The sequence below is a fragment of the Phytobacter palmae genome (genome assembly GCF_039409775.1).
Classification (GTDB): domain Bacteria; phylum Pseudomonadota; class Gammaproteobacteria; order Enterobacterales; family Enterobacteriaceae; genus Phytobacter; species Phytobacter palmae.
On record NZ_JBCIVJ010000001.1, the window covers coordinates 519,219 to 531,679 of the forward strand.

Sequence of the window (12,461 nt, forward strand, 5' to 3'; positions counted from 1 at the left end):
ATATATAATTTCAGGAGATTCAAATGACCGATTACAGCGGCGAGGCTCTGCCTGCAGCCAGAAAGAAAATGCAGATTAAACCCATTGTTCAGGTGGGTGCCGGAAATGCCCTCGAAATATACGATTTTATGGTCTATGGCTATTATGCACGTTATATTTCGCAGGCTTATTTCCCGTCAGATAATGAATATGTGTCATTAATGCTCACGCTGATGACATTTGCTTTAGGCTTCTTCGCCCGTCCGTTTGGGGCCATTATTCTCGGGGCTTATACCGATCGTCACGGTCGCCGCAAAGGGTTAATCATGGCCCTGACCCTGATGTCGATCGGTATTTTGTGCGTCGCCATGACGCCGACCTATGCCTCAATCGGCATAGCCGCGCCGATCATCGTCATTCTCGGGCGCTTACTACAAGGTTTCTCGGCCGGTGCGGAACTGGGTGGCGTTGTGGTCTATCTGGCAGAGATATCGCCGCCGAATCGCCGGGCATTCTATACCTGCTGGCAGGTGGGTTCTCAGCAGTTTGCGGTCATGGCTGCCTCCATTATCGGCCTGGTACTGCTGTACAACATGTCCACCGAAGATCTGCACGACTGGGGCTGGCGCGTTCCGTTGTTGATTGGTTGCGCGGTTATCCCGTTGATGTTCTGGCTGCGTTCAAACCTGCAAGAAACCGAAGTTTTCGCGAAGAAGAAAACCACACCAACCATTAAAGAGATTTGCACAAGTCTGGTCACCGGATGGCGTACCATTGTGGTCTGCATGGGGATGGTAGCGATGGCAACCGTCACCGCGCAGACGGTCACGACTTATGCACCCACCTTTATCAAAAGCCTGAACCTCGGTGAGAACGTTGGCTTTATCACGCTGTTCTTTGTTGGCCTGTCGATCCTGTTCTGGCTGCCGATCACGGCGATGATCGCTGACCGGGTCAACAGAAAAACTATGCTGATCGTGGTGACGTTGACCGGTGCCCTCACCGCATGGCCGATGCTCTCCTGGCTGGCTGCCGACCCGACAGTGTTTAAATTCGTCGTCTTTGAGTTGTGGTTCTCCTTCATGTACGCCTGCTATAGCTCCGTACAGGTTGCCGCGATGGTAGAACTGGTACCGGCGCATGCACGTACGGCGGGTTACTCTTTTGCCCAGGCTGTCGCCGCCGCCGTACTGGGTGGTCTGACGCCAGCAATTTGTACCTGGCTTAACCACACCTTTAACAGCAATGCGATGGTGGGGGTATGGCTTGGATTTAACGCCGTATTGAGTTTGTTGGCCGTATTAACCCTCGACCATAAACAAACAGCAATTAATCAGACCAAAGAATTACATTAATTGCTGACTAAACAGCAGTACATCGATTAAGTTGATGTACTGCTACTAATAAACTGGAACAGGTAATGTATGAAAATTGTTATTTTAGATGGTGGCGTTCTTAATCCTGGCGATTTGTCGTGGGACGCACTTTCGCAACTGGGTGAAATATCCGTTTATGACAACTCGACGCCGGAAGAAGTGGTTAAAAGAATTGGCGATGCGGAAATTGCAATTATCAACAAAGTCGTATTAGGCGAAAAAGAATTCAGCCAGTGCCCGAATCTGAAATTTATCGGCGTTACGGCGACCGGCTATAACGTTATTGACCTTACTGCGGCAAAAGCCCACGGCGTCACGGTCTCGAATGTCCCGACGTACGGCACCTCTACCGTCGCGCAATTTACAACCGCGCTGATGCTGGAGCTGTGCAACCAGGTTGGTCTGCACAATAACGATGTCCACGCAGGCGGCTGGGGGAATAAACCGGATTTCTGCTACTGGCTCAAACCGATGCTCGAAGTGACGGGCAAAAATGTGGGCATCATTGGCTATGGCCGCATTGGTCAGGCGTTCGGCGCCGTGGCACAGGCGCTGGGTATGAATGTACTGGCTTATGACGAATACCAGAACAAAGCGCTGGAAAACGACCGCGTCCGCTACGTTGACCTCGATACCCTTTACGCCGAAGCCGATGTTATCAGTCTGCACTGCTTACTGACGCCCAAAACACAAGGGATGATCAACGCAGAATCCCTGCGCAAGATGAAGAAATCCGCCCTGCTGCTTAACGCCTCGCGCGGCGATCTGATTAACGAGGCTGACCTTGCCGACGCGCTCAATAATGGCGTGATTGCCGGTGCCGCCGTCGACGTGCTCTCCAAAGAACCGCCGGTGCCTGATAACCCGATGCTGAGCGCGAAGAATTGCATTATTACCCCACACATTGCCTGGGCCTCGGTGGAAGCGCGCGGACGCATTCTGGCGACCACCGTTGACAACGTTAAAGCTTATCTGGCCGGAGAACCGCAAAACCAGGTCGGCAACTGATATTACGTGATAAATAAAGAGATAGAACAATGGAAAACAACATTATCAAAGCAGCGGATTTGCTACGCCAGGCCTGGGAGAACAACGAAGCTGGCGACCCGATTCGCGACCTTGTCGACAGTGAAAATCTGACGACCGCCTACATGATTCAGGACTATAACGACAAAATCTGGCAGGCGCAGGGCCGCCGTCTGGTTGGACGAAAGCTGGGCTTAACCAACAAAGCTGTGCAGAAGCAGTTCGGCATTTCAGACCCGTGTTATGGCAACATTTATGCCGACATGGTGCTGGTCGACGGTGCGGAAATCACTAAAACGGCAGTCAGCGATCTGCGAGTGGAGACCGAGATTGCCGTCGTCCTGAAAAAAGACCTGACGCAAACCGGGCACACCATCCTCGACATCATCAACGCCGTTGATTACATCCTGCCCGCGTTTGAGATCTGCGACAGCCGAGTCACCGGCTGGAACGTGAAGTCCTGTGACTTCGTCGCAGATAACGCCGCTGCGTGTCTGGTGGTACTTGGTACCAGGCCGGTGTACCTCTGCGACTGCGATATCACTCGCAGCGAAATGGTCACCAAACGGGCGGGGGAAGTGGTTTCACAAGGCAAAGCGACGGCCATTCTCGGCCACCCGCTGCATGCGCTGAAATGGCTGGCAGATGACCTGGTGCGCATTGGTAAGCCCCTGCGCGCGGGCGAGTTTGTTATCACCGGCGCTATCGGCCCGGCGGTGTCCGCAAGACCAGGCGATGCCTTTGACGCGGAAATCACGGGTGTGGGCCTTATCAGCACCCGCTTTGCCGAATAAAGGAGCGCAGGCTTAAAGGAGGCCGTTATGGAACTGCAAAAAAATCATTTCAGGCACGCCATAAAAAACAACACGTTACAGTTAGGCCTCTGGACCCAACTGGGCAGCTATATCGCCGCCGAGATCCTCTCCGGCTGCGGTTATGACTTTATTGGACTCGATGCGGAACATGGGCCGAGTGAATATATCGAAATTTACTCGCAGTTGCAGGCCTGTGCGGCTGGCGGACCGACTCAGCCCATCGTTCGCATACCTAACCACGATATTTCACTGATTAAGCGTTATCTGGATGCGGGGGTAAATACCCTGATGGTGCCGCAGGTGGATACCGTTGAGCAGGCAAAAACGCTGGTGTCCGCCGTGCGTTACCCGCCTCGCGGCGTGCGCGGCTACTGTGGCGCGCCGCGCGCATCCGGCTTTGGTCGGATTAAAGACTACGCCACTACCTGCGAGGAAGAAATTTGTCTCATCGTGATGCCGGAAACCACCCTGGCGCTGGAAAATATTGAGGCGATGGCGGCCATTGATGGCATTGATGCCTTCTTTATCGGCCCAGGCGATCTCGCCGCCAGCCTCGGCTATATCGGTCAGCCGATGCACCCGGAAGTTATTAAAGTGATTGAAGAAACCGGCAGGCGCATCAAAGCTGCCGGGAAGGCCGTCGGCATTCTCTGTACGGACGAAGCGCAGACTCGCCGTTATATCGAGCTGGGTTTCCAGATGATCGCCATTGGTTCTGACCAGGGGCTATTGACCAAAGGCGCGGAGCAGTTGCTGGCGAAATTCAGATAGTTTCCCGAAGCACTTGTATTAGCATTGGTTTTTCTTTTCCGGATGAGCGCGGCAGCCCCATCCGGTTTTTTTTAGCAACGGGCGATAAACGCTTTTGTGGAGTCGCCAGTCACCAGCGAGGGGGTAAAAATCTGGCTGTCGGTAGAGGCATAAAAGGCCTGCGGGGTGAGTGTTTGTTCCTGATTCATCAGGCGATCAATGATGGCAACACAGGCGTCAGCAATCTGTTTTTCGGGCAGCGAAATATAGGTCAGTTTCATCTCCAGCAAACTGCTCCAGGAGACATCGCCATAGGCCACCAGCGAAAGATCGTCAGGGATGCGGATACTTTTCTCTTTCGCGGCCAGTAAGATACTCATGGCGTAACGTGGGCTGCCGAGCACCAGGGCAGTGGGTGGCATGTCTGCGGCCATAATGCGCCTGAAAGCGTCACCGCCAAACCCGGCCTGCGGTGGGCCGACATGGATAAGCGCCTGGAGCGCCGTTTGTTCTGCCAGCGTGAAACATTGCAAAAAACCCTGCAAACGTTCATAGCCGGTGCTCAGCTCTTCGGAAGAGCCAATATAACCGATACGCTGGTGCCCAAGCTCACGCAAGTGTTTTACCGCCAGCGAAATGCCGTGGCGATCGTCAATGGCGATAACGGGCGCCTGCAGGCTGCGGTGTCTACGCAGCAGCTGGACGCCATTCGTGCGGGTAATCAGCTCTTGCGTTTCCGGGACAGGGTTGGCCGTCGGCGCGAAAATAATGCCATCCACGCGGGCGGTCATTAAACGCAACAGCGCGGTATGCTCCATTTCCGGCTTGTCGCTGGTAATGCCCAGCATCATCTGCCATGAGCGTTCGGCGGCAACATGCGCGATGGCATTGGTAACGGTAATAAAAAAATCGTTCTGAATATCGGGGATCACCAGACCAAATGCGCCGGTACTGGCATTACGCAGCGCCCGCGCGGCACTATTGGGAATATAACCATATTCTCGCGCAGCCTGTAACACACTCTCTTTTGTGGCCTGGCTAATGGCGGGATGATCGTTTAAAGCCCGTGATACCGTGGTATGAGATAAGCCCAATATTGCAGCCAATTTTTTTATTGTCACTGCGTCACCTTAATGTCGTCCTGGCTCGGATTTCCCGTCATCAATTCAGAAAGCCGGGGATTAAATTATAATCCCTACAGTTTTTCGCTGTGAAAATGCATCAATAATATTGTGCATAAGCCATAATAACAGATTCTTATATCTGGCACTATCATTTTGCCATACTAACATCTGCATGAATTAATTAGACATAGTGCAAACTTATAAATATTTTAACTTGCCTTAAGAGCCGTTCTTTTATTAAGCGAAAATTAAGGGTTATTAATATAAATAATGAAAAAGAAGGTTTAATTCCCCTCAAAACCCCCTCTTCCCTGCATTTCTTACCTGCCCGTAGTACTGTTTTTTCACAAGAACAAGCGAGACATTCCTCACATTTTTACATGACGGGCTATGCTGTCAGAGAGGATAAATTTAATCAGAAGGAGACGCCAATGACCACCCGGCAACCGCTTTTCCCACGTCGTCAGACGCAACCCGTTGCAGATGAGCACACTGTCCTGAACTGGGCACAAAACGCCACGCTGGCACAGGAACGCGCGGTTATCGCGCCAGAAAATGAAGCGCAGTTGCAACAGGCTATCGCCAGTTGCCGGGGGCGAGTACGTATCATGGGCAGTCGTATGTCTCCGGGCAGGATGCTCGCGATAACCCAGCCGCAGGATATCCTGATCGATCTCTCCCGTCTGCGGGGCCTGCTGGCGGTGAGCAACGATAGCGTCACCTTTGCCGGAGGTACCCCGCTGCATGAGGTGTATGAAGTTCTGACATCCATGAACCGCATGCTCAACGCCTCGCCGGGAGTGATTGCCTCACAGACGCTGGCCGGCGCGATCTCTACCGGCACGCACGGTCAGGGTATGCAACAAAGCTCACTGGCGGATGACGCTCTTGCTATCCGGCTGATTGATGCCGCGGGCCAGATTCATACGCTGGATAATCAGCACCCCTGGTTTGCAGCAGCACAACTGGGGCTGGGAACGCTGGGCGCCATTAGCGCCGTCACGCTCCGCACGCGTCCTTATACCCAGTTTACCTGTTTTAAAAGCGCGCACAGCGCCGATACGCTCGAAGAGGATTTGATTACCTGGAATCAGCAATGGTCATTCAGCAAAGCCTGGTGGTTTGTGGATGAAAACAAAGTCCACGCGTGGAATGCCCGGGAAGCGAATAACACTGAGCGTCAGGCCTGGCGGGAGAACCATGGTGATCTGCTGGCGCTGGAAGAGACCAGTGACCAGATGAATGTTGCGGTGGAAAACACCCTGCAACATATGCGCAACGACACCCGTATCCTGGATGAGAACGGCAAGCCGTTTCGTACCGTGACGCGCTTTAAAGATTTCTCCGACGTGACTGGCGATATCTATCAGGTCTTCTGTCGCGGCATCGCCACGCCGCAGATCAATATTGAGATCGGCGTACCGATGGACCGCGCCCCCGCTATTATCACCCAGATCCGGGAGTGGCATGCCCGCGAACAGCCCCATATGCATTACCCGATCATTTTGCGCTGTACCGGGCCATCAAATGCCTGGCTGAGTCCCGCCTGGCAGCAGCCCACCTGTTTCTTCGGTTTTGTGGTCTATTACGCCGAAGATGGCTCACTTTCCGAAGAGGGGTTGTCCTTTTTACGCGCGGTCGAGGCACTGCTGGCAAGCGAGGGCGGGAAGCCACACTGGGGGAAATATTTCGACGCCAGTTTATATGACTGGCCGACGCTCTACCCGCAATTACCCGCCTTCCGGGAGGTACGCCGGACGCTCGATCCTGGAGGGATCTTCCTCAATGATTTTATGGCGGAGCTGTTGTCATGAGTGCCGCGTTCGCCTGGGTGACGCTGCTCACCCAGCCCGGCTACGTACCGGGCGTGGAGGCATTGCGCCACTCGCTGCAAAAAAGTGGCTCACCGTGGCCGCTGGTCGTGATGGTGACTCCTGGCATCGAGTCCGGGATACGCAGGTCGTTAAGCGATGCCGGATGCGTGATTCGTGAGGTACCGATCCTTGGACCCGACCCGGCGCTGGCGCACCGCTACGCCAATGCCCGCTTTGCCGAGGTATGGAGCAAACTGGCGGTATGGACCCTTGAGGAGTATCAGCGCGTGGCATTTCTCGACGCCGATATGCTGGTAGTGCAGAACATGGATGAGGTGTTCGGGTTACCGCTTCCGGCGGGCTTTATTGCCGCCTGTCACGCATGCCGGTGTAACCCCAATCGTATCGCCAGCTACCCGGAAAGCTGGCAGCCTGAAAACTGCTACTACAGCTGGTGTGAAGACCCGCAAATGACGGCACACCCACCGGCCACGCTGGATAACTATCTTAACGGCGGGTTTCTGCTGTTGACGCCGGACAAGGAGGTGTACGACAGAATGGTGACGCAGTTGGCTGCCATGGCGGATATCTCTGGTTACGTGTTCGCCGAGCAGGATTTTCTCAACGACATTTTCCGCGATCGCTGGATACCGCTGCATTATGGTTATAACGCGTTAAAGACCCTGAGTTTGCAGCACCCACGAATGTGGGATTTCAGCCAGGTCAAGAATGTGCATTACATCATTGATAAACCCTGGGAGAAGCCCCCCACGCCCGGCGACAAATGGTATGCATTGCACCGCCTGTGGTGGGAGTATTACCCGCATTGAGGGGGGTTGGATTTGTGCGGTCTGCTCTCCGGGGAGAAGAAGATAACCGAAGCCCGGATAAGGCGAAGCCGTATCCGGGAACCTGTTACTCCACCATTTCGAGGTAAATGCTGCGCAACAGTTTCGTTATCTCCCCGGCCTTACCATCGCCGATTTGCTGGCCGTCGACGCTGACCACCGGCCAGACGAAGGTAGTGGCGGAACTGATAAACACCTCGCTCGCCCGGCGCGCCTCTTCCGGCGTAAATAACCGCTCTTCGAAGGTGATGCCGTGCTCCTCACCCAGACGTAACAGCGCTTTACGGGTAATACCATGCAAAATGTTATTGCTCAGTGGCCGCGTGACGATGGTTTTATCCGCCGTCACGATATAACAGTTGCAGGAGCTGCCTTCGGTAATAAAGCCATCTTCCACCAGAAACGCATCATCCGCGCCGTTGGCCTCGGCCCAGGCTTTTGCCAGACACGGCGCCAACAGCTGTACGGTTTTAATATCCCGCCGCTGCCAGCGAATATCCGGGCAGGTCACCACACGAATGCCCTTACTGGCAGCAGGATGGTCTACCACCGCACGCGACTGGGTAAACAGTACCAGTGTGGTAGGGGTCTGTGACGGTGGAAAGTGAAAATCACGATCGCCACTGTTACCGCGCGTCAGTTGCAAATAGATCCCCCCTTCCGTGAGATCATTCTCCGCGATCAGGCGCTGATGGATCTCGCGCAGATCGTTTTCCGAAAGCGTCAGGGATAAGCCCAGCTCACGACAGGATCGCGCGAGCCGTGCAAAATGGCCGGCGAAGTCCACCAGCTTGCCATTCACCACCGCCGTGACTTCATACACCGCGTCGGCAAATAAAAAACCACGATCAAAAACGGAAATTTTGGCCTCTTCTTCCGGCACATACTCCCCGTTGAGGTAAACCGTGCGTGACATGTCTATCTCCTTACATCATTACGCCACTAACCCCATAACGCCGGGGTCGGGGGGAAAAGTTCGCTGCCGTCATAACGCAACCCATATTCACGATCTTCGGCCAGCAACAGCGGCCCGTCGAGATCGACCACACTCGCCTGCTGCGCCACCACCACGGCGGGTGCCATCGATAATGATGTGCTGACCATGCAACCGACCATGATCTGCAGGCCAAGTCGCGTCGCCTCTTCCCGCACGCGCAGCGCTTCGGTTAATCCGCCGGTTTTATCAAGCTTAATATTCACCATCTCGTAGCACCCGGCGATAGCGCCAAGAGAGTCAAGATCATGGCAGGATTCATCAGCGCACAGTGGCACAGGATGGGGCAACTGAGCCAGCACGGCGTCTTTGCCTGCCGGGAGCGGCTGCTCAATAAGCGTGACGCCAAGCCGCGCCAGCTCAGGAGCCTGACGCAAATAGATCGTCTCATCCCAGCCTTCGTTAGCATCCACAATCAATCTGGCTTGCGGTGCCCCTTCCCGCACGGCGCTCACACGGGCAATGTCCTCGTCATCAGCGAGCTTGAGCTTAAGTAGCGGACGCCAGGCGTTTTCCAGCGCCATCTGCTGCATACGCGCCGGAGTATCAAGGGATAAGGTATAGGCAGTATGCAAACTGTGAGGCGCGGGCAATCCGGCCTGCTGCCAGATACTCACTCCTGCTGACTTACATTCAAGATCCCAGAATGCGCAATCCAGCGCATTACGCGCCGCCCCCGCAGGCAGTGCGCTCTGCAATTGCATACGCGTCATGCCCGCCGCCAGCGCGGGGCGCAGAGACTCGATTTGCGCGATAACGCTCTCAACCGATTCGCCATAACGCGCATAGGGCAAGCATTCGCCGCGTCCGGTAAATCCCTGTAGCCGGAGGGTGACGCTCACCACATCGGCCACGGTGCGGCTTCCCCTGGCGATAGTGAACGCATGGCGCAATGGCCAGCGCTCATGGGCGATAGTCAGTTCCATTAGAGTGCCGCCAGCTTATCAACAATCGCGCCAACGCCCTGGCGGAAGGGGTCCACCACCGGCAGACCATGACGGGCTTCCAGCACGGCCATCAGCGCCAGCGCATCGGCGTCACTCAGGGCGGAGGTGTTCAAAGAGATCCCCACAAAACGGGCATCCGGGTTGGTCAGCTGCGCCATTTTCAGGTTCAGCGCCATACAGTCAGCAATGTCCGGAATCGGATAATCCACGCCACGCATATGGGTGCGGGTCGGCTCATGGCACAGCACCAGCGCATCCGGCTGTGCGCCATGAATCAGGCCGGTCGTCACACCCGCGAAAGAGGGATGAAAGAGCGATCCCTGCCCTTCAATGATATCCCAGTGATCGGCCTCGTTCGCCGGGGCGAGCGTTTCTACCGCGCCGGAGACAAAATCGGAAACCACCGCGTCAACGCTTACACCCGCACCGCTAATCAGAATGCCGGTTTGTCCGGTGGCGCGAAAAGTGGCTTTGCCGCCGCGCGCCAGAATCTCTTTTTCAATGGCCAGCGCGGTATACATCTTGCCGCAAGAGCAGTCCGTTCCCACCGGCAGTACGCGTTTGCCGCTACGTTTGCGCCCGCTGGCAACCGGGTATTGCTGCGTCGGATGGCGAACATCAAACAGATTGCGGCCCAGGCGCTCGGCCAGCGCTTTCAGCTCGGGAACATCGGCCAGTTTATTATGCAGGCCAGCCGCTAAGTCCATTCCCTTTTCCAGCGCCGAACTCAGTACTGAAATCCACTCTTTTGAAATAATACCGCCACGGTTAGCAACACCCACCACCAGTGTTTTTGCGCCCGCTTTAACCGCAGCATCAATATCCATATCCGTTAATTGACAATCGGCATGGCAATTCGCCATACGGTATTGACCTACGCAATATTCCGGGTGCCATTGTTTAATCCCATCGGCAACTTTCGCTGCCAGTTGGTCATGCGCATCACCAAGAAAAAGCAGATAGGGCTTTTGAATATTCATTATTTATCCCCCTCAGGATAAGACTGAAAATAAATTAACGCAGAAATAACATTTCTGAAAAAAATTAAATAAAGGCTGACTGTTTATGCAGAATAACAAGGGTTTTATTATTGTCAACTGTCGCTATCGCAGGCTTTATTTACCATGTTTATTGCGATTAGGCAGTGTTTTATTCTGACAAACGAAATGAGAAAAACGCTTGTGAAAATATTAATCTTTAAATCCCCCCTATCCCTGGACCCAGGTAGTAAAAATATTTATCACAATGTGATCTAATCACTATTCATGCACCAACAAGGCGCAATGCACTATTTTAGCGATCCAAAATAGTGCTATTACACGCGATAAATCTATAAGAAGAATGGATGAGAAAAATCCAATTAATGGATGTAAGGTGAATCCGTTATTGATGGAAATTGCCACCAGAAATATCTCTGGAAAATCAAAAGGTCTGGCCATTAATTAATAATCTTTTCTTCCGGCTTTCGTTTCTAACGGAAATATCAGGCTCGCGCTTACGGAAGAAGTCAGTACGACATGCAGCGCATTCCAGACGACGCGGCCGCGTGGTGCCAGGCGTATCAGTATTCAGTGTTACGCGGTATTTGATGATTCAACATTCACAATTAACTGACGGACGGTGAGGTAACAATGAAGAGTTTTTGTGGGAAAGTCTCTTTAATGGCAGTACTGATTTCCGGCCTGGCTGGAGCGCACAGCGCACTGGCGGCAGAGATTAAAATCGGTGTGGTACTCCCCCTGAGCGGACCGCTCAGCGGATATGGTCAGCCTTCACAGAAAGGCCTGGAACTGATTCAGAGCATCACCCCGACCCTGAAAAATGGCGACACCGTCAAGCTTATCGTGATTGATGATAAAAGTGACAAAGTCGAAGCCGCAAACGCCATGCAGCGCCTGGTTTCCAGCGACAAAGTGGACGCTGTGATCGGTGAGGTCACCTCCGGTAACACCCTGGCGATGGTTAAAATTGCAGATGACAGCAAAACACCGCTGGTCTCCTCTACCGCAACCAACGACCGCGTCACCCGCAACCATCCTTATGTCAGCCGCGTGTGTTTCTCCGATAGCTTCCAGGGGGTGGTGGGGGCCAATCTGGCCTCACGCGATCTGAATGCAAAAACGGCGGCCATCGTCTTTGACAGCAGCAATGACTACTCCGTTGGTCTGGCAAAAGCCTTCCGCGCCCAGTTCCTGAAAAACGGAGGGACTATTCCAATTGAAGTCCAGGCGCCTGCGGGCAGCAAAGACTTTAAAGCACAACTTTCCAGCGTGAAAGCCAAAAACGTCGACATGATTTACATGCCGATTTACTACACCGAAGGCGCGCTGATTGCCGTGCAGGCAAAACAGCTGGGCTTAAACAAACCGGTCGTTGGTGGTGACGGTCTGGCGGCGGATCCGGTGTTCTTTGATGTGGGTAAAGATGCGGTGAACGGTTACATGACCACCGACTACTACTCACCGAACGCCAAAGAACAGACCCCGGCAGGCGAAGCCTTTATTAAAGGCTGGGAAGAAAAATTCAAATCGCCAACCCATACCTGGGGCGCAATGGCGGCAGATGCCTACAACGTTATAGTCAATGCGATGAACCAGTGTAGCGATCCGCACGATCGCGTCTGCGTAAACGAGAAAATCCGCGCGACCAAAGACTTCCAGGGCGTAACCGGTACGTTAACCCTGAAAGACGGCGACGCCATTCGTAGCGCAGTGATTAACGAAGTGAAAGATGGTCAGCTGGCATTTAAAACTGTGGTGAATCCGTAAGCAGTAATATGAGGTTATTA

The 12,461-nt window shown here is 53.8% G+C and carries 11 protein-coding genes; 7 read left to right on the forward strand and 4 right to left on the reverse strand.

Translation table 11 applies throughout. The features are described from left to right. Positions 1 to 23: 23 nt before the first annotated feature. From tcuC to AAIG39_RS02525, 4 genes are all read left to right on the forward strand, one after another. The gene (tcuC, locus tag AAIG39_RS02510; protein ID WP_139223022.1) at positions 24 to 1,334 is read left to right on the forward strand and encodes a tricarballylate/proton symporter TcuC; all 1,311 of its coding nucleotides are present in this window, start codon (positions 24 to 26) and stop codon (positions 1,332 to 1,334) included. Between the two features lie 69 nt (positions 1,335 to 1,403). Beyond that, positions 1,404 to 2,363 carry a D-2-hydroxyacid dehydrogenase gene (locus AAIG39_RS02515; protein WP_249572694.1) on the forward strand — a complete coding sequence of 320 codons (960 nt, stop codon included), beginning with the start codon at positions 1,404 to 1,406 and terminating at the stop codon, positions 2,361 to 2,363. Between the two features lie 29 nt (positions 2,364 to 2,392). Continuing rightward, positions 2,393 to 3,175: a 2-keto-4-pentenoate hydratase gene (locus tag AAIG39_RS02520; protein WP_090082779.1), complete on the forward strand. Its 783-nt coding sequence runs from the start codon at positions 2,393 to 2,395 to the stop codon at positions 3,173 to 3,175. 27 nt (positions 3,176 to 3,202) lie between these two features. After that, on the forward strand, positions 3,203 to 3,967 hold the full coding sequence (locus tag AAIG39_RS02525; RefSeq protein ID WP_090082781.1) for an HpcH/HpaI aldolase family protein: 765 nt from the start codon (positions 3,203 to 3,205) through the stop codon (positions 3,965 to 3,967). Between the two features lie 71 nt (positions 3,968 to 4,038). On the opposite strand, the gene AAIG39_RS02530 is transcribed toward AAIG39_RS02525, so the two are convergent. Beyond that, positions 4,039 to 5,067 (reverse strand): LacI family DNA-binding transcriptional regulator, encoded by a 1,029-nt coding sequence (locus tag AAIG39_RS02530; protein ID WP_343193120.1) that lies wholly within the window; start codon positions 5,065 to 5,067, stop codon positions 4,039 to 4,041. 434 nt (positions 5,068 to 5,501) lie between these two features. Between AAIG39_RS02530 and AAIG39_RS02535 the strand changes: the two genes are divergently transcribed. Then, the gene (locus AAIG39_RS02535) at positions 5,502 to 6,884 is read left to right on the forward strand and encodes a D-arabinono-1,4-lactone oxidase (protein WP_343193121.1); all 1,383 of its coding nucleotides are present in this window, start codon (positions 5,502 to 5,504) and stop codon (positions 6,882 to 6,884) included. Then, on the forward strand, positions 6,881 to 7,714 hold the full coding sequence (locus AAIG39_RS02540; RefSeq protein WP_343193122.1) for a glycosyltransferase family 8 protein: 834 nt from the start codon (positions 6,881 to 6,883) through the stop codon (positions 7,712 to 7,714). Before AAIG39_RS02535 ends, AAIG39_RS02540 begins: the two co-directional genes overlap by 4 nt. 85 nt (positions 7,715 to 7,799) lie before the next feature. Here the strand turns inward: AAIG39_RS02540 and AAIG39_RS02545 are convergent, their stop codons facing one another. From AAIG39_RS02545 to dgcN, 3 genes are read right to left on the reverse strand one after another with little or no spacing between them, the layout of a single operon-like run. Further along, positions 7,800 to 8,648, reverse strand: a complete 849-nt coding sequence (locus tag AAIG39_RS02545; RefSeq protein WP_249572700.1) for a D-amino-acid transaminase — start codon at positions 8,646 to 8,648, stop codon at positions 7,800 to 7,802. Between the two features lie 26 nt (positions 8,649 to 8,674). After that, positions 8,675 to 9,652, reverse strand: coding sequence for an N-acetyl-D-Glu racemase DgcA (dgcA, locus tag AAIG39_RS02550; protein WP_090082795.1), 978 nt, complete (start codon positions 9,650 to 9,652; stop codon positions 8,675 to 8,677). Beyond that, positions 9,652 to 10,653, reverse strand: a complete 1,002-nt coding sequence (gene dgcN / locus AAIG39_RS02555) for an N-acetyltransferase DgcN (protein WP_249572701.1) — start codon at positions 10,651 to 10,653, stop codon at positions 9,652 to 9,654. Before dgcN ends, dgcA begins: the two co-directional genes overlap by 1 nt. A 651-nt stretch (positions 10,654 to 11,304) precedes the next feature. Here dgcN and AAIG39_RS02560 point away from each other — a divergent pair. Continuing rightward, complete coding sequence (locus tag AAIG39_RS02560) at positions 11,305 to 12,441, forward strand: ABC transporter substrate-binding protein (protein ID WP_090082801.1); 1,137 nt, start codon at positions 11,305 to 11,307, stop codon at positions 12,439 to 12,441. Positions 12,442 to 12,461: the final 20 nt, after the last annotated feature.

What these genes read in the sequence shown, in the direction of transcription:
- AAIG39_RS02520 (WP_090082779.1), top strand. Translation starts at nt 2,393, where the DNA reads ATGGAAAACAACATTATCAAAGCAGCGGATTTGCTACGCCAGGCCTGG.
- AAIG39_RS02535 (WP_343193121.1), top strand. Translation starts at nt 5,502, where the DNA reads ATGACCACCCGGCAACCGCTTTTCCCACGTCGTCAGACGCAACCCGTT.
- tcuC (WP_139223022.1), top strand. Translation starts at nt 24, where the DNA reads ATGACCGATTACAGCGGCGAGGCTCTGCCTGCAGCCAGAAAGAAAATG.
- AAIG39_RS02515 (WP_249572694.1), top strand. Translation starts at nt 1,404, where the DNA reads ATGAAAATTGTTATTTTAGATGGTGGCGTTCTTAATCCTGGCGATTTG.
- AAIG39_RS02560 (WP_090082801.1), top strand. Translation starts at nt 11,305, where the DNA reads ATGAAGAGTTTTTGTGGGAAAGTCTCTTTAATGGCAGTACTGATTTCC.
- dgcN (WP_249572701.1), bottom strand. Translation starts at nt 10,653, where the DNA reads ATGAATATTCAAAAGCCCTATCTGCTTTTTCTTGGTGATGCGCATGAC.
- dgcA (WP_090082795.1), bottom strand. Translation starts at nt 9,652, where the DNA reads ATGGAACTGACTATCGCCCATGAGCGCTGGCCATTGCGCCATGCGTTC.
- AAIG39_RS02540 (WP_343193122.1), top strand. Translation starts at nt 6,881, where the DNA reads ATGAGTGCCGCGTTCGCCTGGGTGACGCTGCTCACCCAGCCCGGCTAC.
- AAIG39_RS02525 (WP_090082781.1), top strand. Translation starts at nt 3,203, where the DNA reads ATGGAACTGCAAAAAAATCATTTCAGGCACGCCATAAAAAACAACACG.
- AAIG39_RS02545 (WP_249572700.1), bottom strand. Translation starts at nt 8,648, where the DNA reads ATGTCACGCACGGTTTACCTCAACGGGGAGTATGTGCCGGAAGAAGAG.